This window comes from Pseudomonas sp. Irchel s3b2 (assembly GCF_900187445.1).
GTDB lineage: Bacteria > Pseudomonadota > Gammaproteobacteria > Pseudomonadales > Pseudomonadaceae > Aquipseudomonas.
In genome coordinates, this window is the sequence record NZ_FYEB01000001.1 from 140,675 (window position 1) to 162,674 (window position 22,000).

General features: G+C 59.8%; 19 protein-coding genes. 11 read left to right on the plus strand and 8 right to left on the minus strand.

The features are described from left to right. Positions 1–90: 90 nt before the first annotated feature. Genes CKW20_RS00700 through CKW20_RS00710 form a run of 3 tightly spaced genes read right to left on the minus strand, consistent with a single transcriptional unit; the run spans position 91 to position 2,468 of the window. Positions 91–480, minus strand: a complete 390-nt coding sequence (locus CKW20_RS00700; RefSeq protein WP_095051235.1) for a DNA polymerase III subunit chi — start codon at positions 478–480, stop codon at positions 91–93. A gap of 8 nt (positions 481–488) precedes the next feature. After that, on the minus strand, positions 489–917 hold the full coding sequence (locus CKW20_RS00705) for a DNA polymerase III subunit chi (protein ID WP_095051236.1): 429 nt from the start codon (positions 915–917) through the stop codon (positions 489–491). 60 nt (positions 918–977) lie between these two features. After that, positions 978–2,468: a leucyl aminopeptidase gene (locus CKW20_RS00710; protein WP_095051237.1), complete on the minus strand. Its 1,491-nt coding sequence runs from the start codon at positions 2,466–2,468 to the stop codon at positions 978–980. A 293-nt stretch (positions 2,469–2,761) separates the two neighbouring features. Here CKW20_RS00710 and lptF point away from each other — a divergent pair, with 293 nt between their 5' ends. The 8 genes from lptF to pdxJ all read left to right on the plus strand — a co-directional run bounded on the left by lptF (position 2,762) and on the right by pdxJ (position 11,224). After that, on the plus strand, positions 2,762–3,880 hold the full coding sequence (gene lptF / locus CKW20_RS00715; protein WP_095051238.1) for an LPS export ABC transporter permease LptF: 1,119 nt from the start codon (positions 2,762–2,764) through the stop codon (positions 3,878–3,880). Further along, positions 3,873–4,934 carry an LPS export ABC transporter permease LptG gene (lptG, locus tag CKW20_RS00720; RefSeq protein ID WP_095051239.1) on the plus strand — a complete coding sequence of 354 codons (1,062 nt, stop codon included), beginning with the start codon at positions 3,873–3,875 and terminating at the stop codon, positions 4,932–4,934. Before lptF ends, lptG begins: the two co-directional genes overlap by 8 nt. A gap of 171 nt (positions 4,935–5,105) precedes the next feature. Then, complete coding sequence (gene lepA, locus CKW20_RS00725) at positions 5,106–6,905, plus strand: translation elongation factor 4 (protein WP_095051240.1); 1,800 nt, start codon at positions 5,106–5,108, stop codon at positions 6,903–6,905. Positions 6,906–6,910: 5 nt separating this feature from the next. After that, positions 6,911–7,765: a signal peptidase I gene (gene lepB, locus CKW20_RS00730; RefSeq protein WP_095051241.1), complete on the plus strand. Its 855-nt coding sequence runs from the start codon at positions 6,911–6,913 to the stop codon at positions 7,763–7,765. 184 nt (positions 7,766–7,949) lie between these two features. Further along, positions 7,950–8,639: a ribonuclease III gene (gene rnc / locus CKW20_RS00735; RefSeq protein WP_095051242.1), complete on the plus strand. Its 690-nt coding sequence runs from the start codon at positions 7,950–7,952 to the stop codon at positions 8,637–8,639. Beyond that, positions 8,632–9,534, plus strand: a complete 903-nt coding sequence (gene era, locus CKW20_RS00740) for a GTPase Era (RefSeq protein ID WP_095051243.1) — start codon at positions 8,632–8,634, stop codon at positions 9,532–9,534. Before rnc ends, era begins: the two co-directional genes overlap by 8 nt. 171 nt (positions 9,535–9,705) lie before the next feature. Next, positions 9,706–10,395: a DNA repair protein RecO gene (gene recO / locus CKW20_RS00745; protein ID WP_095051244.1), complete on the plus strand. Its 690-nt coding sequence runs from the start codon at positions 9,706–9,708 to the stop codon at positions 10,393–10,395. A gap of 82 nt (positions 10,396–10,477) precedes the next feature. Next, positions 10,478–11,224 carry a pyridoxine 5'-phosphate synthase gene (gene pdxJ / locus CKW20_RS00750; protein ID WP_095051245.1) on the plus strand — a complete coding sequence of 249 codons (747 nt, stop codon included), beginning with the start codon at positions 10,478–10,480 and terminating at the stop codon, positions 11,222–11,224. 129 nt (positions 11,225–11,353) lie between these two features. On the opposite strand, the gene mltF is transcribed toward pdxJ, so the two are convergent. Beyond that, complete coding sequence (gene mltF, locus CKW20_RS00755; protein ID WP_095051246.1) at positions 11,354–12,814, minus strand: membrane-bound lytic murein transglycosylase MltF; 1,461 nt, start codon at positions 12,812–12,814, stop codon at positions 11,354–11,356. A gap of 274 nt (positions 12,815–13,088) precedes the next feature. Here mltF and purL point away from each other — a divergent pair, with 274 nt between their 5' ends. Together purL and CKW20_RS00765 are read left to right on the plus strand one after the other, a co-directional pair. Next, positions 13,089–16,985 (plus strand): phosphoribosylformylglycinamidine synthase, encoded by a 3,897-nt coding sequence (purL, locus tag CKW20_RS00760; RefSeq protein WP_095051247.1) that lies wholly within the window; start codon positions 13,089–13,091, stop codon positions 16,983–16,985. A gap of 5 nt (positions 16,986–16,990) precedes the next feature. After that, the gene (locus CKW20_RS00765; protein ID WP_038981681.1) at positions 16,991–17,302 is read left to right on the plus strand and encodes a YqfO family protein; all 312 of its coding nucleotides are present in this window, start codon (positions 16,991–16,993) and stop codon (positions 17,300–17,302) included. 129 nt (positions 17,303–17,431) lie between these two features. Here CKW20_RS00765 and CKW20_RS00770 read toward each other — a convergent pair whose 3' ends face one another. The 4 genes from CKW20_RS00770 to CKW20_RS00785 form a co-directional block, all read right to left on the minus strand. Beyond that, on the minus strand, positions 17,432–18,010 hold the full coding sequence (locus CKW20_RS00770) for a BON domain-containing protein (protein ID WP_095051248.1): 579 nt from the start codon (positions 18,008–18,010) through the stop codon (positions 17,432–17,434). After that, a complete protein-coding gene (locus CKW20_RS00775; protein WP_030129809.1) occupies positions 18,007–18,600 on the minus strand; it encodes a phosphoheptose isomerase in 594 nt (197 codons plus the stop codon). The genes CKW20_RS00770 and CKW20_RS00775 overlap by 4 nt, the downstream gene beginning before the upstream one ends. Before the next feature lie 104 nt (positions 18,601–18,704). Next, on the minus strand, positions 18,705–19,067 hold the full coding sequence (locus tag CKW20_RS00780) for a YraN family protein (RefSeq protein WP_007904371.1): 363 nt from the start codon (positions 19,065–19,067) through the stop codon (positions 18,705–18,707). Next, entirely contained in the window at positions 19,067–20,878 is a 1,812-nt protein-coding gene (locus tag CKW20_RS00785; protein WP_095051249.1) for a penicillin-binding protein activator, read from the minus strand. The genes CKW20_RS00780 and CKW20_RS00785 overlap by 1 nt, the downstream gene beginning before the upstream one ends. Positions 20,879–21,055: 177 nt before the next feature. Here CKW20_RS00785 and rsmI point away from each other — a divergent pair, with 177 nt between their 5' ends. Further along, positions 21,056–21,961, plus strand: a complete 906-nt coding sequence (gene rsmI / locus CKW20_RS00790) for a 16S rRNA (cytidine(1402)-2'-O)-methyltransferase (protein ID WP_162130595.1) — start codon at positions 21,056–21,058, stop codon at positions 21,959–21,961. Positions 21,962–22,000 lie beyond the last annotated feature (39 nt).

Below are 22,000 nucleotides of genomic sequence, written 5' to 3' on the forward strand. Positions count from 1 at the left end.
GTCAGGTACTCCGCGTGTGCAGGCTTTGCGGCTGCTTCGCAACCGAGCGGGAGCAAGCTCCCTCGCCACAGAAGCCCGCTCGACTCAGTGTTATTCGTACTGGCTCAACAACCGTTCCATCCGCGCATCCAGCCGGCGTTTGATTTCGGTTTCGATGTGCGGGGCGAAGTCGTCGATCACGTCTTGCATGATCAATAGCGCGGCGGCCCGCAGTTCGCTGTCCAGGTGCAGCAGGGCGTCGGGGCCTTTGCTGGCGGCAGGCGACGGTTGCGCGGCTGGGGCGGGTGGCGGTGTTGTTTCGACCGGCTGCGGCGCACTGCCGACCGTGTCGAACAGCATGGGGATCTGTTCCTGATCACCTTCAATGACCGTGTCGGTCAGCAAGGGCGGTTGCAGGTTGTCATCGCCGAGCAGTTGGCGGATCGACTCGAGGTCATCCAGCAGATGCGCGGAATTTTGCTGCGGTTTTGGAGTGTCCATCGGAATGCTCAGAGTCGCTGTAAACGGTGATCTTGCAGAGGATAGCCCTGTTCGCGGTAGAAACGGAAACTCTCCCGCGCAGCCGAACGAATCGTCGGATCTTCCACCACCACTTCCGCCACGCGGGCGAACTGTTTGGCAAATACCGGGACTTTCAGGTCGAGATTGACCAGCAGATCCTGATGCTGACCGCAGTCATCGCCAAGACCCAGGACAATCAAACCCTCCGGCTCGCTTTCAGCGGGACCGTGGGGCACGAAGCTTTCGCCCTTGAAAGCCCACAAACGCGCATCGAGGTCATCACGCTGGGCGGCATCGCCGCAGTGCAGGTAGATGCTGTGGCCCATGCGCCAGGCTTTTTCGGTGAGCTTGCAGGCGAAATCCAGCCGTGCCGAAGGATCGGCGCTGGGCAGGATATAGAAGTCGACTTTGGTCATTGCGGTTCCTGATATCTGAATGGCGTCATCCGCAGATGACGCCATTCAGGATCTTCAGTTTCAGGCCTTGGCGCGGTCCAGCAGGTATTGGGTCAGCAGGGGAACCGGACGGCCAGTGGCGCCCTTGTCCTTGCCGCCGCTGGTCCAGGCTGTGCCGGCGATGTCCAGGTGCGCCCAGTTCAGGTTCTTGGTGAAGCGCGACAGGAAGCAGGCGGCGGTGATGGTGCCGGCTTTCGGGCCGCCAATGTTGGCGATGTCGGCGAATGGGCTGTCCAGTTGCTCTTGATATTCATCGAACAGCGGCAGTTGCCAGGCGCGGTCGTCGGCGGATTTGCCGGCGCTCAGCAGTTGGCCGATCAACTCGTCGTTGTTGCCCAACAGCCCCGAGGTGTGAGAACCCAGTGCGACGACACAAGCACCGGTCAGGGTGGCGATGTCGATCACCGCTTGCGGCTTGAAGCGTTCGGAGTAGGTCAGGGCATCGCACAGCACCAGACGGCCTTCGGCGTCGGTGTTGAGGATTTCTACTGTCTGGCCGCTCATGGTGGTGACGATGTCGCCCGGACGCGAAGCGTTGCCGCTCGGCATGTTCTCGGCGCAGGCCAGGATGCACACCAGGTTGATCGGCAGTTTCAGCTCAAGCACGGCACGCAGGGTACCGAACACGCTGGCGGCGCCGCCCATGTCGTACTTCATCTCATCCATGCCGGCACCCGGCTTGAGGCTGATGCCGCCGGTGTCGAAGGTAATGCCTTTACCGACCAGTGCGTACGGCTTCTCGGATTTCTTGCCGCCGTTGTACTGCATGACGATCAGGCGCGGCGGCTGGGCGCTGCCCTGGCCGACGGCGTAGAACGAACCCATGCCCAGGTCCTTGATCTTCTTCTCATCGAGGACTTCGACTTTCAGGCTCTTGAATTCTTTGCCCAGATTCTTGGCTTGTTCGCCCAGGAACGTCGGGTGGCAGATGTTTGGCGGCAGGTTGCCCAAGTTACGAGTGAAGGCCATGCCATTGGCGATCGCGGTGGCGTGGGCCACGGCGCGTTCGACTTCAGCCTGTGCTGCCTTGATGGTCACCAGGGTGACTTTTTTCAGGGCGAGCGGGTCGGCTTTCTGGCTCTTGAACTGGTCGAAGGTGTACTCGCCGTCCACCAGGGTTTCGGCCAACAGGCGGGTCTTGCCGTAGCTGTCGCGGCCTTTGACCACGACTTCGTCCAGAGCCAGCACTGCATCGCTGCCGCCCAGGCCTTTAAGGGTATTGAGGATGCCAGCGATGATTTTACGGAACGGGCGATCGCCCAGCTCTTCATCCTTGCCCACGCCTACCAGCAGCACGCGCTCGGCCTTGAGGTTAGGCAGGCTGTGCAGCAACAGGCTCTGGCCGACTTTGCCGGCCAGGTCGCCGCGCTTGAGCACGGCACTGAGGGTGCCGCCGCTCAGTTCGTCGAGTTGTTTGGCAACGGCGCCGAGCTTGCCGCCCTCACCGACGGAGACTACCAGCGTGGCGGTCTTCAACGTTTCCGGGCTAACGCTTTTTACAACCAGTTCCATGTCCGGGTCCCTGAATTAATGGTCAAAGTGCGCAACGCGCAGAAGGCTTGCTTAATAAGTAGAAAGACGCAGGTAGCAGTGCCAGCGACAAAGGCGGCAGTTTGAACCTCGCCGGCTGCGCCTGACAACCCTCGGTTGTGCGAACTTCAGCGGTTCAGGCGCCTGCTTGAGCATGCGCAGTGACAGGCGCACCCAATCACAGGATAATGCGCCTCTTTTTCGGCGGCTCTGCCCTGCGGGCCGACTGATACGTTTGTTTGGCCGCTTAGCCTGACAACCCTGGAGTGTCTGGTTTGATTGTCTTCCGTTATCTATCCCGCGAAGTCCTGTTGACCTTGAGCGCCGTCAGCGCCGTGCTGCTGGTCATCATCATGAGCGGGCGCTTCATCAAATACCTCGCCCAGGCGGCCTCTGGCCTTCTGGATCCGGGCTCGCTGTTCCTGATCATGGGTTTCCGTCTGCCGGGTTTCCTGCAGTTGATCCTGCCTTTGGGGCTGTTTCTCGGGATTTTGCTGGCCTACGGTCGTCTATATCTCGACAGCGAAATGACCGTGCTGTCCGCCACCGGCATGAGCCAGCAGCGGCTGTTTCGCATCACCCTCTTTCCGGCCACGCTGGTTGCGCTGGTGGTGGCATGGCTGAGCCTGAGCCTGGCGCCACAGGGTGCCAACCAGTTCCAGCTGCTGCTGAACAAACAGGATGCACTGACTGAGTTCGATACCCTCGAACCAGGTCGCTTCCAGGCTTTGCGCGACGGTACCCGGGTGACCTACACCGAACAATTGTCGGATGACCGCATCAATCTGAACGGCGTGTTCATTTCGCAAAAGAATGTAAATTCCGACAAAAAGGATCGGGGGATTTCCGTACTGGTGGCCGAGAAGGGCCGTCAGGAAATTCGTCCCGACGGCAATCGGTATCTGATTCTCGACAATGGTTACCGTTATGACGGTAATCCGGGTCAGGCCGATTACCGCGCCATCAAATACGAGGAATACGGTGTATTGCTGCCCAAGCCGGATGTCAGCGACGAAGTCACCGACCGTGACGCGATGACCACCCGCTCCCTGCTGGGCAACGATGACATCCGCTCGCGTACCGAACTGCAATGGCGTCTGTCATTGCCGCTGCTGGTCTTCATCGTAACCCTGATGGCGGTGCCGCTGTCGCGGGTCAACCCGCGCCAGGGCCGTTTCCTCAAGCTGCTGCCGGCGATTCTTCTTTATATGGCTTACCTGACCATCCTGATTGCCGCTCGCGGCGCCCTCGAAAAGGGCAAGATCCCGCCGGCACTGGGTTTGTGGTGGGTGCATGCGATCTTCCTGGCCATCGGTCTGGGCTTGCTGTACTGGGAGCCATTGCGCTTGAAGATGGCGAGTCGCCGCAGTGCGCTGGAGGTGGCCCGTGGATAAGCTCGATCGCTACATCGGTAGCAGCGTGTTCATGGCGATCCTGGCGGTACTGGGGATCATTCTCGGTCTGGCCACGCTGTTTGCTTTCATCGATGAGATGAGCGAAGTCAGCGATACCTACACCTTGATGGACGTTTTGAGTTACGTCTTGCTGACCGCGCCGCGCCGTCTGTACGACATGTTGCCGATGGCGGCGCTGATTGGTTGCCTGATCGGCCTTGGCAGTCTGGCCAGTCATAGCGAACTGACCATCATGCGCGCTGCGGGCGTGTCGCTCGGGCGGATCGTCTGGGCTGTGATGAAGCCGATGCTGCTTTTGATGGTGGTGGGGCTGGTGATCGGCGAATACGTCGCGCCAGCCACGGAAGTTACTGCTCAGGCCAATCGTTCCCTGGCCCAGGGCAGTGGCGATGCGCAAAGCGCCAGGCACGGTCTGTGGCACCGGCAGGGTGACGAGTTCATTCACGTCAACTCTGTGCAACCCAATGGTCTGCTGTACGGCGTGACCCGTTATCGCTTCGACGATCAACGCCACATGCTGTCTTCGAGCTTCGCCAAGCGCGCGGAATTCGACACGGATCACTGGCAACTGAGCGACGTCACGACCACGTTGTTCCATGAAAAGAACACCGAAGTGGTGACAATTCCGGTGGAGCGTTGGGAAGTAGCCCTGAGCCCGCAACTGCTGAGCACTGTGGTGATGGCGCCTGAATCTCTCTCGATCACCGGTCTGTGGAGTTACATCCACTACCTGGCTGACCAGGGTCTGAGCAACGGTCGTTACTGGCTGGCGTTTTGGGTCAAGGTGTTGCAGCCACTGGTGACCGCCGCATTGGTGTTGATGGCGATTTCCTTCATCTTCGGCCCGCTGCGTTCGGTGACTCTCGGTCAGCGGGTCTTTACCGGTGTGCTGGTGGGCTTCACCTTCCGCATCGTCCAGGATTTGCTGGGGCCTTCGAGCCTGGTGTTCGGTTTCTCGCCGCTGTTTGCGGTGCTGGTGCCGGCCGGTGTCTGTGCCCTGGCCGGGGTCTGGTTGTTGCGCCGGGCCGGTTGATCGCGGGTTATTCCCGACATTGCTTGTCACTCAAAACGCCCCGGTCGCAAGACCGGGGCGTTTTTGTACGCGCCGTCTGACCTGCGAACGTGACGCTTGCGCCGTGGATCAGGTACAATTCCCGGCTATTTTTCGGCGGGCTATGCCTGCAGCCTTTTTGAGTGTTGATCCGTGAGTGATTTGAGTCATATCCGCAATTTCTCCATCATCGCCCACATTGACCATGGCAAGTCGACGCTGGCCGATCGCTTCATCCAGATGTGCGGCGGCCTTGCCGAGCGCGAAATGGAAGCCCAGGTGCTGGACTCCATGGACCTGGAGCGTGAGCGCGGGATCACCATCAAGGCCCACAGCGTCACCCTTTATTACACCGCTCGCGATGGCATCAAGTACCAGCTGAACTTCATTGACACCCCCGGCCACGTTGACTTCACCTACGAAGTCAGCCGGTCGCTGGCGGCCTGTGAAGGTGCGTTGCTGGTGGTCGATGCCGGTCAGGGCGTTGAAGCGCAGTCGGTTGCCAACTGCTACACGGCGATCGAGCAGGGCCTGGAAGTCATGCCAGTCCTGAACAAGATCGACCTGCCACAGGCCGATCCGGAGCGCGTCAAAGAAGAAATCGAAAAAATCATCGGCATCGATGCCACCGACGCGGTCGAGTGCTCTGCCAAGACCGGCCTGGGCGTCGACGAAGTGCTTGAGCGCCTCGTCACCACCATTCCTGCGCCGACCGGCAATATCGAAGATCCGCTGCAAGCGTTGATCATCGACTCCTGGTTCGACAACTACCTGGGCGTTGTTTCCCTGGTACGCGTGCGTCACGGTCGTGTGAAGAAGGGCGACAAGATCCTCGTCAAATCCACCGGCAAGATCCACCTGGTGGACAGCGTCGGTGTATTCAACCCGAAGCACACTCCTACCGTTGACCTGAAGGCCGGTGAAGTGGGCTTCATCATTGCCAGCATCAAGGACATTCACGGTGCACCGGTCGGTGACACCCTGACCTTGAGCTCCACGCCCGACGTTGACGTGCTGCCAGGCTTCAAACGCATTCAGCCGCAGGTGTACGCCGGTCTGTTCCCGGTCAGCTCCGACGACTTCGAAGATTTCCGTGAAGCCCTGCAGAAGCTCACGCTCAACGACTCGTCTCTGCAGTACACCCCGGAAAGTTCCGACGCGCTGGGCTTCGGCTTCCGTTGCGGGTTCCTCGGCATGCTGCACATGGAAATCATCCAGGAGCGCCTGGAGCGCGAGTACGACCTGGATCTGATCACCACGGCGCCGACGGTTATTTTCGAGCTGTTGCTGAAAACCGGTGAAACGATTTACGTCGATAACCCGTCGAAGCTCCCGGATCTGTCGTCGATCGAAGACATGCGTGAGCCAATCGTGCGGGCCAACATTCTTGTGCCGCAAGAGCACCTCGGTAACGTCATCACCCTGTGTATCGAAAAGCGTGGCGTGCAGCACGACATGCTGTTCCTCGGTACCCAGGTACAAGTGACCTACGATTTGCCGATGAACGAAGTGGTCCTCGACTTCTTCGACCGTCTGAAATCCACCAGTCGCGGCTATGCTTCGCTGGATTACCATTTCGACCGTTATCAATCAGCTAATCTGGTGAAACTGGATGTGCTGATTAACGGTGACAAGGTCGACGCCCTGGCGCTGATCGTGCACCGCGACAATGCGCACTACAAAGGTCGCCAGTTGACCGAGAAGATGAAAGAACTGATTCCGCGCCAGATGTTCGACGTCGCGATCCAGGCCGCCATCGGCGGGCAGATCATTGCGCGGACTTCCGTCAAGGCACTCAGAAAGAACGTATTGGCCAAATGCTACGGCGGTGACGTTAGCCGTAAGCGCAAGCTGTTGGAAAAGCAAAAGGCCGGTAAAAAACGCATGAAGCAGGTCGGTAACGTGGAGATTCCACAAGAAGCCTTCCTTGCAGTGCTCAGGTTGGATAGTTAGGTCCTATGTCACTAAATTTCCCGCTGTTGCTGGTCATCGCCGTGTTCGTCTGCGGCCTGTTGGCGTTGCTCGATCTGCTGTTCCTGGCGCCACGGCGCCGGGCTGCCATTAACTCTTATCAGGGTAGCGTCAGCCAGGCTGACATGGTGGTGGTCGAGAAACTGAACAAAGAGCCGCTGCTGGTCGAATACGGCAAGTCGTTCTTCCCGGTGTTGTTCATTGTGCTGGTGCTGCGTTCGTTCCTGGTGGAACCGTTCCAGATTCCTTCAGGCTCGATGAAACCGACCCTGGACGTCGGCGACTTCATTCTGGTGAACAAATTTTCTTACGGGATCCGCCTGCCGGTGATCGACAAGAAAGTCATCGAAGTCGGTGACCCGCAGCGCGGCGATGTGATGGTGTTCCGCTACCCGAGCGACCCGAACGTCAATTACATCAAGCGTGTGGTGGGCCTGCCGGGTGACCAGATTCGCTACACCGCTGACAAGCGTCTGTTCGTCAACGGTGAGTCGATCGCCGAACAATTGGTCGGTTCCGAGCCCGGCACGTTGGGCAGCGCCGAGCTCTACAAGGAAAAACTCGGCGTTGCCGAGCACCTTATCCGCAAGGAAATGAGCCGCTACCGCGCAACGCCGGATCGTTCGTGGACCGTGCCTGGCGGGCACTACTTCATGATGGGCGACAACCGCGACAACTCGAACGATAGTCGCTACTGGGATGATCCGAGTATTCCCAAGGATCTGCTGGGCATGGTTCCCGACAAGAATATCGTCGGCAAGGCCTTCGCGGTCTGGATGAGCTGGCCGGAACCCAAACTCAGTCACCTGCCGAATTTCTCGCGGGTTGGCCTGATCAAGTAATCACACACGGCGCTGTTGAACACAGCGCCGAATGCATTTCTGGAACCGGCATAATCGGCGACAGAAGCATGAAAACAACGATATTCAGGACGTTATTTTTGAACACAGCGTTAATTGTCCCAAGCCTGCGCCGCACCACGGCGATGGCGGTGGAATCCAGCCACGAACTCAGCGTGGGTAAACCGTGAGCGTCTCCTTAAACCGTCTAGAGCGTCAGCTCGGCTACACCTTCAAAGACCAGGAGCTGATGGTCCTGGCCCTGACTCACCGCAGCTTCGCCGGGCGCAACAACGAACGCCTGGAGTTCCTCGGTGATGCCATCCTCAACTTCGTCGCTGGCGAGGCGCTGTTCGATCGCTTCCCGCTGGCCCGCGAAGGCCAGTTGTCGCGTTTGCGCGCACGCTTGGTGAAAGGTGAGACCCTGGCCGTACTGGCCCGTGGTTTCGACTTGGGCGATTACCTGCGCCTGGGGTCCGGTGAATTGAAAAGCGGCGGTTTCCGTCGCGAGTCGATTCTGGCCGATGCCCTGGAAGCGCTGATCGGTGCGATCTACCTGGACGCCGGCATGGACGTGGCGCGTGAGCGCGTGCTGGCCTGGCTGGCCGGAGAGTTCGAAGGCCTGACGCTGGTCGACACCAACAAAGATCCGAAAACCCGCCTGCAGGAATTCCTGCAGTCCCGTGGTTGTGAGCTGCCACGTTACGAAGTGGTGGATATCCAGGGTGAGCCACATTGCCGGACGTTCTTCGTCGAATGTGAAATCATCTTACTGAATGAAAAAAGCCGAGGTCAGGGTGTGAGTCGTCGTATTGCCGAACAGGTAGCGGCCGCCGCAGCACTGATTGCCCTGGGTGTGGAGAATGGCAATGACTGATTCAACTGCAACTCGCTGTGGCTATGTTGCCATCGTCGGCCGTCCCAACGTGGGTAAGTCCACGCTGCTGAACCACATTCTGGGTCAGAAGCTGGCGATCACCTCGCGCAAACCGCAGACCACCCGTCACAACATGCTCGGCATCAAGACCGAAGGCGACGTGCAAGCGATCTACGTCGACACCCCAGGCATGCACAAGGGTGGCGAAAAGGCCCTGAACCGCTACATGAACAAGACTGCTTCGGCGGCGTTGAAAGACGTCGACGTGGTGATCTTCGTGGTCGACCGCACCAAGTGGACCGACGAAGACCAGATGGTCCTCGAGCGCGTTCAGTACGTGACCGGCCCGCTGATCGTGGCGCTGAACAAGACCGACCGTATCGAAGACAAGGCCGAGCTGATGCCGCATCTGACCTGGTTGCAGGAACAGCTGCCGAACGCGCAGATCATGCCGATCTCGGCCCAGCACGGGCATAACCTGGACACGCTGGAGCGAGTGATCGCCGAGCACCTGCCGGAAAACGATCACTTCTTCCCCGAAGATCAGATCACTGACCGCAGCAGCCGCTTCCTTGCTGCCGAACTGGTGCGCGAGAAAATCATGCGCCAGTTGGGCGCCGAGCTGCCGTACCAGATCACCGTGGAAATCGAAGAGTTCAAGCAGCAGGGCAAAACCCTGCACATCCATGCCTTGATCCTCGTCGAACGTGACGGCCAGAAGAAAATCATCATTGGCGACAAAGGCGAGCGCATCAAGCGCATCGGCAGCGAGGCGCGCAAGGACATGGAGCTGCTGTTCGACTCCAAGATCATGCTCAACCTGTGGGTCAAGGTTAAGGGCGGCTGGTCCGATGACGAACGCGCCTTGCGTTCGCTGGGTTACGGCGACCTGTAAACCCGGTCTGCGCTGCACCGTAGAACCTTGTGGGAGCGGGCTTGCCCGCGATGAGGATGTAACATTCAGCAGAGATGTTGAATGTAAGTCCGCCATCGCGGGCAAGCCCGCTCCCACATTGGTTTTGGTTGTTTGTAGAACTGCGCTCTTTCATTGAGAACTGCGATTTCCATGTCGACCACCGCGCCTATCGCCCAACCCGCCTACGTCCTCCACAGCCGCGCCTACCGCGAAAACAGCGCGCTGGTGGATTTCCTTACGCCGCAAGGTCGGCTGCGCGCGGTGTTGCGTAGCGCACGGGGCAAGGCCGGGACATTGGCGCGGCCGTTCGTGCCGCTGGAAGTCGAGTTTCGGGGGCGGGGTGAATTGAAGAACGTCGGTCGCATGGAAAGCGCTGGTGTTTCCACTTGGCTAAACGGCGAGGCGCTGTTCAGCGGCCTTTACCTCAACGAGTTGCTGATCCGTCTGCTGCCCGTCGAAGATCCTCATCCCGGGGTCTTCGAACACTACGCCGCGACCCTGCTCGCCCTGGCCGAAGGACGCCCGCTGGAGCCGTTGCTGCGCTCCTTCGAATGGCGCTTGCTCGACGATCTCGGTTACGGCTTTGCCCTGAACGCCGACATCCACGGCGACCCTATCGCGCCGGATGGCCTCTATCGCTTGCAAGTGGATGCAGGCCTGGAGCGGGTCTATCTGTTGCAACCGGGTCTATTCAATGGCACCGAACTGCTGGCCATGGCCGATGCCGACTGGTCCGCGCCTGGTGCGCTGTCCGCCGCCAAGCGCTTGATGCGTCAGGCGTTGGCCGTTCACTTGGGTGGTCGTCCTCTGGTCAGTCGCGAGTTGTTTCGCAAGCCGTAAGAACTGTTGATGCTTGCGTCAACAGACCCTGTCTCCCCGTGTATGCTGTGCACCGAACTTTCCCTTCTTCAGGAGCGCTTCCGTGACCACCAGCAATCGCATTCTTCTTGGCGTGAACATCGACCACGTTGCCACCCTGCGTCAGGCCCGCGGTACTCGCTACCCGGATCCGGTCAAGGCAGCGCTGGACGCGGAAGAGGCGGGCGCTGATGGCATCACCGTGCACCTGCGCGAAGACCGCCGGCACATTCAGGAGCGCGATGTGCTGCTGCTCAAGGACGTGCTGCAAACCCGCATGAACTTCGAAATGGGCGTCACCGAAGAAATGATGGTCTTTGCCGAGCGCATCCGCCCGGCGCACATTTGCCTGGTCCCGGAAACTCGTCAGGAGCTGACCACCGAAGGCGGTCTGGATGTGGCTGGGCAGGAGTCGCGGATCAAGGCGGCGGTAGAGCGTCTGGCGAAGATCGGCTGTGAAGTGTCGCTATTCATCGACGCTGACGAACGGCAGATCGAAGCATCCCGCCGTGTCGGTGCGCCGGCCATCGAATTGCACACCGGACGTTATGCGGATGCCGAGACGCCAACCGAAGTGGCTGAAGAGCTCAAGCGCGTGGCCGATGGCGTGGCATTCGGTCTGGCCCAGGGTCTGATCGTTAACGCCGGTCACGGTCTGCACTATCACAACGTCGAGGCTGTTGCGGCGATCAAGGGCATCAATGAACTGAACATCGGTCATGCGCTGGTGGCCCATGCGTTGTTCGTCGGGTTCAAGTCGGCGGTGTCGGAGATGAAGGCGTTGATTCTGGCTGCTGCACTAAAGGGTTGAGGTCGGCGGTGCTGCCTTCGCGGGCAAGCCTCGCTCCTACAGGTCCAAATCGATCCGCAATTGTGTGTTCGACGCAAGCCTGTAGGAGCGAGGCTTGCCCGCGAAGGCGTCATTGAAAACAGTAAAAATTCAAAGCGGCGGGGTTTCCTGGCTCGGCTTGGTCTTGTCGACCCCCGGCACATGCAGGTTGCCCTCGGCCACCTGATTGCCTTCCAGTTGCGGCTGCGTGACCCACGTCAGGATGTCATAGTAACGACGGATGTTCGCCACGAAATGCACCGGCTCGCCACCACGGGCGTAGCCATAGCGGGTCTTGCTGTACCACTGCTTCTGCGACAGGCGCGGCAGGATCTTCTTCACGTCCAGCCACTTGTCCGGGTTCAATCCTGCCTTGGCCGTCAGTTTGCGCGCATCATCCAGATGACCGCTGCCGACGTTGTAGGCTGCGAGCGCGAACCACGTACGATCCGGCTCCTGAATCGATTCGTCCAATTGCTCCTTCATATATGCAAGGTACTTCGCGCCGCCCATGATGCTCTGCTTGGGGTCGAGGCGATTGGACACGCCCATGGCTTGCGCCGTGTTCTGGGTCAGCATCATTAGTCCGCGTACGCCGGTCTTGGACGTGACGGCCGCTTGCCACAGTGATTCCTGATAACCAATCGCCGCCAACAAGCGCCAGTCGACTTTCTCTTTCTTGGCGTACGTTTTGAAGTGCTGTTCGTACTTGGGCAACCGCTGCTGCAGATGCTGGGCGAAGGTGTAGGCGCCCATGTAACCCAAAACGTCGACGTGCCCGTAATAGCGGTCTTTGAGGCGTTGCAGGGTGCCGTTTTTCTTCACTTTGTCGAGATAAGTGTTGATCTCGTTGAGCAGGCTGTTGTCTTCGCCGGCGACCACGGCCCAGCTCTGATTGCTGGCATCACCGAGATCGAAGGCGACCCGTATGTTGGTGAAATACACCTGGTTCATCGCGACTTCGTTGGAGTCGACCAGGGTCAGGTCGATCTGGTCTTCATCGACCATGCGCAACAAGTCGACCACTTCAACCTGGTCGGATTCTTCGTACTCGATGCCAGGGAATTTCTTTTTCAGCTCCGCCAATTGCTCGGCGTGGGTGCTGCCCTTGAGCACCATGATCTTCTTGCCGACCAGATCGCCGGCATCGGTCGGCCGTGACTGGCCGTTGCGGTAAATGATCTGTGGGGTGACTTCGAGGTAGGAGTGGGAAAATCGCACTTGCTGTTTGCGTTGATCGCTGCTGACCAGGCCGGCAGCCGCTAGTACCGGGCCATTGGGCTTGCCCACCTGATTGAACAGGTCGTCGAGGTTGTCGGCGGTTTCGATCTTGAGTTCGACCCCCAGATCGTCGGCGAAGCGCTTCACCAGCTCGTATTCGAAGCCGGTTTCACCGTTGCGATCCTGAAAGTAGGTGGCGGGACTGTTACGGGTAACCACCCGCAGCACGCCATCCTCCTTTACGCGCTCCAGCGTGTTGGGTTTATCAACACAGCCACTGAGCACCAGGAAGAGTCCGGTTGCGATCAGCCATTTGGCATACCGCGGACGCAAAGCCGTTGGGGAAAACATTTGCGCAGTATACGCAAAGGACCACAAGCGCCATATCTCGACAGCGAAGGGCTTGTCTGCTAGAGAGTCTGAATCCCGCTTGGAGCCCGCAGGAATGGGCCCGAACAGCATTTTGTGACAGAAAAAATAACCTGCGGCGCGCGCCTGTTTCGGGCCCGAATACCCGGCCCGACGTTCGGGTATAGCCGTGCGTACCGTTTCGGGTGATGTCGCGGGCGGTTTAGGCTAGAATGCACGGCCTCAAAGCACACCCCTTCCCGAGGCTGTCCCGAAGATGTTGATCCTGCGCGGCGCTCCTGCCCTTTCTGCCTTTCGCCACAGCAAACTCCTTGAGCAACTGAGCCAGAAGGTTCCGGCTGTCAGTGGCTTGTATGCTGAATTCGCTCACTTCGCCGAAGTTGCCGGCGTCCTGACCGGCGACGAACAGCAGGTGCTCGCGCGCCTTCTGAAGTACGGCCCAAGCGTTCCAGTACAAGAGCCAACCGGTCGTCTGTTTCTGGTGTTGCCACGTTTTGGCACCATCTCGCCGTGGTCCAGTAAAGCCAGCGACATCGCTCGCAACTGCGGCCTGACCAAGATCCAGCGCCTGGAGCGCGGTATCGCGTTCTACGTCGCCGGCCAGTTCAGCGACGCCGAAGCGCAGCTGATCTCGGACGCGCTGCATGACCGTATGACCCAAATCGTCCTCGGTAACCTCGAACAAGCCGCCGGCCTGTTCAGCCACGCCGAGCCAAAACCCCTGACCGCGATCGACGTGTTGGGTGGCGGCCGCGCCGCGCTGGAAAAAGCCAACACCGAGCTGGGCCTGGCCTTGGCCGAAGACGAGATCGACTATCTGGTCGCAGCCTTCGTCGGCTTGAAGCGCAACCCGCATGACATCGAATTGATGATGTTTGCCCAGGCGAATTCCGAGCACTGCCGTCACAAGATCTTCAACGCCAGTTGGGACATCGACGGTCAGAGCCAGGAAAAAAGCCTGTTCGGCATGATCAAGAACACCTACCAGATGCACAGCGAAGGTGTTCTGTCGGCTTATAAAGACAACGCCTCGGTGATCGTCGGCTCCGTTGCCGGCCGTTTCTTCCCGGACCCTGAAACCCGCCAGTACGGCGCGGTGCAGGAACCGGTGCACATCCTGATGAAAGTCGAAACTCACAACCACCCAACCGCGATTGCCCCGTTCCCGGGCGCGTCCACCGGTTCTGGCGGCGAGATTCGCGACGAAGGTGCAACCGGTCGCGGCGCCAAGCCAAAGGCTGGCCTGACCGGTTTCACCGTGTCCAACCTGCAGATCCCGGGCTTCGAGCAGCCGTGGGAAGTGCCGTACGGCAAGCCTGAGCGCATCGTTACCGCGCTGGACATCATGATCGAAGGCCCGTTGGGCGGTGCCGCGTTCAACAACGAATTCGGCCGTCCGGCCCTGACCGGTTACTTCCGTACCTTCGAACAGTCGATCACCACCCCGCGTGGCGACGAAGTTCGCGGTTACCACAAGCCGATCATGCTGGCTGGCGGCATGGGTAACATCCGTGCCGAACACGTGCAGAAAGGCGAGATCACCGTTGGTTCCAAGCTGATCGTGCTCGGCGGTCCGGCAATGCTCATCGGCCTGGGCGGCGGCGCTGCCTCTTCCATGGCCACCGGCACCAGCTCGGCGGATCTGGACTTCGCATCGGTACAGCGCGAAAACCCGGAAATGGAGCGTCGCTGCCAGGAAGTCATCGACCGTTGCTGGCAGTTGGGTGAACACAACCCGATCAGCTTCATCCACGACGTCGGCGCAGGCGGTCTGTCCAACGCCTTCCCGGAACTGGTCAACGATGGCAATCGTGGCGGTCGCTTCGAACTGCGCAACATTCCAAACGACGAGCCGGGCATGGCCCCGCATGAAATCTGGAGTAACGAATCCCAGGAACGCTACGTTCTGGCAGTCGGCCCGGCGGACTTCGAGCGCTTCCAGGCGATCTGCGAACGTGAGCGTTGCCCGTTTGCCGTGGTCGGCGAAGCCACTGCCGAACCGCAACTGACCGTGACTGACAGCCACTTCGGCAACAGCCCGGTGGACATGCCGCTCGAAGTGCTGCTGGGCAAAGCCCCGCGCATGCACCGTTCGGCCGTTCGCGAAAACGAGCTGGGCGACGATTTCGATCCGTCGACCCTCGAGATCGCGGACTGCGTCGAGCGCGTTCTGCATCACCCGGCCGTGGCCAGCAAAAGCTTCCTGATTACCATCGGCGACCGCACCATCACCGGCCTCGTGGCCCGTGACCAGATGGTCGGCCCGTGGCAGGTTCCGGTGGCTGACGTTGCCGTCACCGCCACCAGCTTCGACGTCTACACCGGTGAAGCCATGGCCATGGGCGAGCGCACTCCGCTGGCTCTGCTGGACGCTCCGGCGTCGGGCCGCATGGCCATCGGCGAAACCCTGACCAACATCGCGGCATCGCGCATCGCCAAGATATCCGACATCAAATTGTCGGCGAACTGGATGTCCGCCGCCGGTCACCCTGGTGAAGACGCGCGTCTGTACGACACCGTGAAAGCGGTCGGTATGGAATTGTGCCCGGACCTCGGCATCACCATTCCGGTGGGCAAGGACTCGATGTCCATGGCCACCCGCTGGAACGATGAGGGCGTCGACAAAACCGTGACTTCGCCAATGTCGCTGATCGTGACCGGTTTCGCGCCAGTGGCTGACATCCGTCAGACCATGACCCCGCAACTGCGCATGGACAAGGGCACCACCGACCTGATCCTGATCGATCTCGGTCGCGGTCAGAACCGCATGGGCGCTTCGATCCTCGCTCAGGTTCACGGCAAACTCGGCAAGCAGGCACCGGACGTCGATGACGCCGAAGACCTGAAAGCCTTCTTCGCCGTGATCCAGGGCCTCAACGCCGACGGTCACTTGCTGGCTTACCACGACCGTTCCGACGGTGGTCTGCTGACCAGCGTGGTGGAAATGGCCTTCGCCGGTCACTGCGGTCTGAGCCTGAACCTTGACGGTCTGGCAGAAACCTCCGCCGACATCGCCGCGATCCTGTTCAACGAAGAGCTGGGTGCCGTGATCCAGGTTCGCCAGGACGCCACTCCAGACATCCTCGCGCAGTTCAGCGCTGCCGGTTTGGGCGACTGCGTGTCGGTGATCGGTCAGCCGATGAACAACGGCGAGATCAGCATCACTTTCAACGGCGACACCGTGTTCGAAGGTCAGCGTCGTCTGCTGCAACGTCAGTGGGCCGAGACCAGCTATCAGATCCAGCGTCTGCGTGATAACGCCGACTGCGCCGAGCAAGAGTTCGACGTGCTGCTGGAAGAAGACAACCCGGGCCTGAGCGTCAAGCTCAGCTACGACGTCAATCAGGACGTCGCCGCGCCTTACATCAAGAAAGGCATTCGCCCACAGGTTGCCGTGCTGCGTGAGCAGGGCGTCAACGGTCAGGTGGAAATGGCGGCTGCGTTCGATCGCGCCGGTTTCAACGCGATCGACGTGCACATGAGCGACATTCTGGCCGGCCGTGTCGACCTGAACGAGTTCAAAGGTCTGGTAGCTTGCGGCGGTTTCTCCTACGGCGACGTACTGGGTGCCGGCGAAGGCTGGGCCAAGTCCGCGCTGTTCAACAGCCGCGCTCGCGATGCTTTCCAGGGCTTCTTCGAGCGTAACGACAGCTTCACCCTCGGCGTGTGCAACGGTTGCCAGATGATGTCCAACCTGCACGAGCTGATCCCGGGCAGCGAGTTCTGGCCGCACTTCGTGCGTAACCGTTCCGAGCAGTTCGAAGCCCGCGTGGCGATGGTGCAGATCCAGGAGTCGAACTCGATCTTCCTGCAGGGCATGGCCGGTTCGCGCATGCCGATCGCCATCGCCCACGGCGAAGGTCATGCTGAATTCGCCAGCGAAGAAGCGTTGCTGGAAGCCGATCTGTCGGGTTGCGTGGCGATGCGTTTCGTCGACAACCACGGCAAGGTCACCGAAAACTATCCGGCCAACCCGAACGGTTCGCCGCGCGGGATCACCGGTTTGACCAGCCGTGACGGTCGCGTGACCATCATGATGCCGCACCCGGAGCGTGTATTCCGCGCCGTGCAGAACTCGTGGCGTTCGGAAGACTGGAACGAAGACGCACCTTGGATGCGTATGTTCCGTAACGCTCGTGTGTGGGTTAACTAAGCGCCGTGTACAAGCTCAGTTTTTTTGTTCCGGCCAGTCATGTCGAGGTGGTCAAGAGTGCTGTGTTTGCTGCCGGTGGTGGGCGGATCGGGGCTTATGATCACTGTGCGTGGCAGGTGTTCGGGTTGGGTCAGTTTCGTCCACTGGATGGCAGTCAGCCGTTCATTGGCGAAGCGGGGCAGGTCGAGCAGGTTGAGGAATGGAAGGTTGAGCTTGTGGTCAGCGATGAGTTGATTCGGGCGGTGGTGGTGGCTCTGAAAGAGAGCCATCCCTATGAGACGCCAGCTTACGAGGTATGGCGGTTGGAAGATTTCTGATCTTCCTGGCCGCTGAAATGAGAAACCCGCTGAAAGTGATTTCAGCGGGTTTTTTATTGTGCGCCAGGCTTGCCGGCGATGGCGATCTTCAGGGCGCCAGCGCCAGCAAGCCGCGCTCCCGCAATGGGATCAGTCGATGTACTCAAACAACTTTACGATCTTTTGCACGCCGGAAACGCCTTGCACCAGATTGGTCGCCTGGGCCGCTTCCTGCTTGGTCAACAGACCCAGCAAATAGACGATACCGTTTTCGGTCACAACCTTGATGCGAGACCCCGGGATGGAGGCGTCGGTGAGCATCTGCGTCTTGATCTTGGTGGTCAGCCAGGTGTCATTCTGGCGCGCCAGCAGCGAGGAGGGCGCCAGTACTTGCAGCTCGTTGTGAACCTTCTTTACCCGTTGAACGGAGGCGGCAACCTGTTCGGCCTTGGCCTTGAGGTCGGCGCGAGGGGTTTGCCCGGCGAGCAGCACCACACCGTTGAAGCTGGTGACGACGATGTGCGAGTTGTTGTCCAGGTCTGGATCGGCCTTGGCGATGTTTACACCAGCCTTGGTTTCGATCAGGGAGTCGTCGATCTTGCTGCCGAAGGTGCGGGTGCCGCGGTCATCGTCAATCGGTGCTTCACGGCTGGCGTTAACCACCGAGGTGCAGCCGCTGATACCGAGGCACAGGGTCAAGGCCAGAAGGCCCAGGCGATTAGGGGTCATTCTTCACTCCCGAATATTTGGCTGTCGATCAAATCGCAAAGGCAATGGATCGCCAGCAGGTGGACTTCCTGAATGCGTGCAGTGACGTTGGCCGGTACGCGAATCTCGACGTCCTCAGGCAATAGCAGTGACGCCATGCCGCCGCCATCACGACCAGTCAATGCTACGACAATCATTTCGCGATCATGTGCGGCCTGGATCGCTTGAATTATGTTTGCCGAGTTGCCGCTGGTGGAAATCGCCAGCAATACATCACCTGGCTGGCCGAGTGCACGAATCTGTTTGGAGAAGATTTCGTTGTAGCTGTAATCGTTGGCGATCGAAGTGATCGTCGAGCTGTCGGTAGTCAGCGCGATGGCGGGCAGGCTCGGGCGCTCTCGTTCGAAGCGATTGAGCAGCTCGGACGAAAAGTGCTGGGCGTCACCGGCGGAACCGCCGTTGCCGCAGGACAGCATTTTGCCCTCGTTGAGCAGGGCGTTGACCATGACCTGGCTGGCTTGCTCGATGTGCGGTGCAAGTACGTCCATCGCCTGTTGCTTGGTGTCGATACTGGCCTGAAAAAGCTGGCGAATTCGCGATTGCATGTCCATCTGTGTGACCTTAATTAGCGCGGCTACTCGGCACATGAATGTGCAGCCCGCAAAGCAAAGAGCAAAAAGTGTTGGGTGAAGATGTCCGGTTCGGGGCGCAGCGATCAGCTGTCGAAGGCATTCTGCAGCCAGTTCAACTGATCGAGGTTGCTGTCGATGGCAACCACGTCGAAGCGGCAGGGGGAATTGGCCCAGCGCGACTCTCGCTGAAGAAAATATTGCGCGGCAAAAATCAGTTTCTGCCGTTTGCGCCCATCGATGCTATCGAGCGCGCCACCCCACTGGGTGTTTTTTCTGTAGCGGACTTCGACGAATACTACTGTATCGCCATCAAGCATGACCAGATCAAGCTCGCCGCGTTTACACAACCAGTTCTGCGCCAGTAGGCGCAGACCTTGTTGCTGAAGATGCTCGAGCGCATGACGCTCGGCATCTTTACCGCTTTGCTGGCGTGACCTGTCAGGCATCAGCGTGAGGTATCCGGCAGGCGTTGAACCTGACCGTTGATGAACTCTGCCCATGGCAACTGACGCTCGACCCGCTGATTCTGAGTCATGCCCAGGCTGCCCGATTGGCCTTGGATGCGGCTGTCCGGCAAGGCCTTGAGTTGCCCCAGGCGCGGTGCCAGACGATAGGCATCCACGCCCATCGCGTACAGGCGGCCCAGGCTGCCGCCGGCTTGTGGCCATTGTGCAGTGACCTGTTTGCGCAGCGGGTCGTTGGCATCCAGCAGCCATGGGGTTTCGCAGAAGCGAATACCGTTCATGTCGTTGTACTGGTTCTGGTCGCCGCTGGCGCTGAACACGTGGGAGGTGGCGTAAACCGGCACGTCACCCGCGTACTGGAAGTTCAGGGTTGGCTTGATCTGCTGGGCCTGTTGCGGCGTCGCGGCCAGGAAGATGAACTCGATGTCCTGGCGACGTGAAGGCTGTGCGGCAACCTGAGAGCCGACAGTGCTTTGCAGGCTCTTGGCGCGGCCTTCGCTCTGGCGCAACTGGAACATGTCGGCAATCTGCTGGGCCAATTGGACCGGTTGATCGACGCGTTCGGTCGCGACGATGCTGCCGCCGTTGGCTTGCCAATCCTGGCTGAACGCCTTGTATACGCGGTCGCCCCATTCGCCTTTCGGCACCATGATGGCGGCGCGGTGCAGGCCATCGGCGCGCGCACGACGGGACACTTCGCGGGCTTCGTCTTCGGCGGCCAGGCCGAACTGGAACAGTTGAGCCGGACCCTGTTCGCCTTCGCTGTAGTTCAGCGCCAGGGTGGTGATCGGCAGTTGCGGGCGCGCGCTGAGCTGTTTGACCAGCGGTTTTTCCAGCGGGCCGACCACCAGTTGCACGCCATCGGCCTGGGCCTTGCGATAGAACTCGTCGAGGGAGTTCAGACGCGAGCTGTCATAGAACTCGATGGCTGGCGGTTTCTGCCCGGCTTGTTGCGCCTGGTAGTGAGCGGCCATGAAACCTTCGCGCAGTGCTCTGCCAACCGATGCCAGCGGGCCGTCTTGCGGCAGCAGCAGGGCAATCTTGCTCAGGGGCTGGCTGGCCAGTTCCTTGAGTTTGGTCAGTGGCAACGGCAGTTGGATGGCAGCCGGGTGCTTTGGATTGTGTTCGCGCCAGTTGTCGATCGCGGCTTGCTGCTGTTCCAGGGTGCCGGCCGTTTTCACCGCCAGCGCCAGACGTATCCAGCCGCCGAGGTCATCGTCGGTGGTCGGCTGCAATTGATCGGTCGGCAGCGAAGCGATCAGGGTCCAGATCGCTTCATGGTTTTTGCTGGCTGCTTCACCTTCAAGCATCGGGGCAATGAAGATGCGCTCCCGTGCGGCGGCCAGGGTCTGGCCATCGGCCTCAAGGGCACGGGCATGAACGGTGCCGGTGCGAACCTGTTGTTCGACGGGCAGTTCACCCAAACGTTGCAGACTCGGATGGCTCAGAGCAGTCAGCGCCGCTTTCGGCTGATTGCGGACCATGGCCAGTTCAGCTGCCAGGGTACTGGCGAAGACTTGTTGGCCTGGCTTGAGTTGTTCCGTCGGTACTTGTTGCAGGATTTGCGCGGACTGGCCGGCATTGCCCTGACGATAAGCCAGGTCTGCTGCGCTCAAGCGCAATAGAGCGGCTTTTTCCGGATCCTTGCTTTTAGCGGCCTGTTCGAGCAATTGCTCGATACTGGCGTCCGGGGTCCGTGGAAGTTCGCCAAGGCTGGAAGAGGGCGAGCTGGCGCAAGCCGCCAGCAAGGCAGCGAGGCAAAGGGCAGAGAACAGCCGCAGGCAAGCGATCATGTAAGTGTTCCTGATACTCGATCAAATTAGCGGGGAATTGTACCCAAGCGCTGGCCGGGGCGCGATGTTACTGGCGTGAATCGATCAATTTAGCTCGTGTAAATGTTGCAGCACTGCACAAAAGGCTGGCAAACCCGGAGAGGGTGAGACGTATCGCAAGCGCCGCTACGCGCTACAATGTCGCCTTTTACCGATCATGAGGTGTGCGCTTTGACTGCTCCAGGTGCTTTGAATTCCGCTGCTGGCTCGCTTTATGTGGTGGCGACGCCCATCGGCAACCTGGACGACATCAGTGCGCGTGCGCTGAAGATCCTGCGCGAGGTCGCTTTGATCGCTGCCGAAGACACTCGCCATTCCCAGCGATTGATGCAGCATTTCGGCATTCCGACGCCGCTGGCTGCCTGCCATGAACACAACGAGCGGGAGGAGGGTAACCGCTTTATCACGCGTCTGCTGGCGGGCGACGATGTGGCGTTGATCTCCGACGCCGGGACGCCGCTGATTTCCGATCCGGGTTATCACCTGGTGCGTCAGGCTCGTGCCGCGGGAATCAATGTGGTGCCGGTTCCGGGTGCATGTGCATTGATTGCGGCGTTGTCGGCGGCGGGGCTGCCGTCCGACCGTTTCATCTTCGAAGGTTTTTTGCCGGCCAAGGCTGTCGGCCGACGTGCTCGTCTGGAACTGGTAAAAGAAGAGCCGCGCACACTGATTTTCTATGAAGCACCGCACCGCATCCTTGAATGCCTGCAAGACATGGAGCTGGTATTCGGCGCCGAGCGCCCGGCATTGCTGGCGCGGGAGCTGACCAAGACTTTCGAAACCCTCAAAGGCTTGCCGTTGGCCGAGTTGCGCGAGTTTGTCGAATCAGACAGCAATCAGCAGCGTGGCGAGTGTGTGGTGCTGGTGGCGGGCTGGACTGCCCCTGAGACTGAAGACGCTGTCAGCAGTGAGGCGATGCGTATTCTCAACCTGTTACTCGAAGAGATGCCGCTCAAGCGTGCGGCGGCATTGGCGGCGCAAATTACCGGTGAGCGCAAGAATGTGCTCTATCAGGTCGCGCTGGATAAACAGAAGGGCGAGTAAACCGACGTGCAGCGCCGGCCAGAGGCTTTTAGCGCTTGT

What these genes read in the sequence shown, in the direction of transcription:
- CKW20_RS00700 (WP_095051235.1), bottom strand. Translation starts at nt 480, where the DNA reads ATGGACACTCCAAAACCGCAGCAAAATTCCGCGCATCTGCTGGATGAC.
- CKW20_RS00705 (WP_095051236.1), bottom strand. Translation starts at nt 917, where the DNA reads ATGACCAAAGTCGACTTCTATATCCTGCCCAGCGCCGATCCTTCGGCA.
- CKW20_RS00710 (WP_095051237.1), bottom strand. Translation starts at nt 2,468, where the DNA reads ATGGAACTGGTTGTAAAAAGCGTTAGCCCGGAAACGTTGAAGACCGCC.
- lepB (WP_095051241.1), top strand. Translation starts at nt 6,911, where the DNA reads ATGTCACTAAATTTCCCGCTGTTGCTGGTCATCGCCGTGTTCGTCTGC.
- era (WP_095051243.1), top strand. Translation starts at nt 8,632, where the DNA reads ATGACTGATTCAACTGCAACTCGCTGTGGCTATGTTGCCATCGTCGGC.
- recO (WP_095051244.1), top strand. Translation starts at nt 9,706, where the DNA reads ATGTCGACCACCGCGCCTATCGCCCAACCCGCCTACGTCCTCCACAGC.
- mltF (WP_095051246.1), bottom strand. Translation starts at nt 12,814, where the DNA reads ATGTTTTCCCCAACGGCTTTGCGTCCGCGGTATGCCAAATGGCTGATC.
- purL (WP_095051247.1), top strand. Translation starts at nt 13,089, where the DNA reads ATGTTGATCCTGCGCGGCGCTCCTGCCCTTTCTGCCTTTCGCCACAGC.
- CKW20_RS00770 (WP_095051248.1), bottom strand. Translation starts at nt 18,010, where the DNA reads ATGACCCCTAATCGCCTGGGCCTTCTGGCCTTGACCCTGTGCCTCGGT.
- CKW20_RS00775 (WP_030129809.1), bottom strand. Translation starts at nt 18,600, where the DNA reads ATGGACATGCAATCGCGAATTCGCCAGCTTTTTCAGGCCAGTATCGAC.
- CKW20_RS00780 (WP_007904371.1), bottom strand. Translation starts at nt 19,067, where the DNA reads ATGCCTGACAGGTCACGCCAGCAAAGCGGTAAAGATGCCGAGCGTCAT.
- CKW20_RS00785 (WP_095051249.1), bottom strand. Translation starts at nt 20,878, where the DNA reads ATGATCGCTTGCCTGCGGCTGTTCTCTGCCCTTTGCCTCGCTGCCTTG.
- rsmI (WP_162130595.1), top strand. Translation starts at nt 21,056, where the DNA reads ATGTCGCCTTTTACCGATCATGAGGTGTGCGCTTTGACTGCTCCAGGT.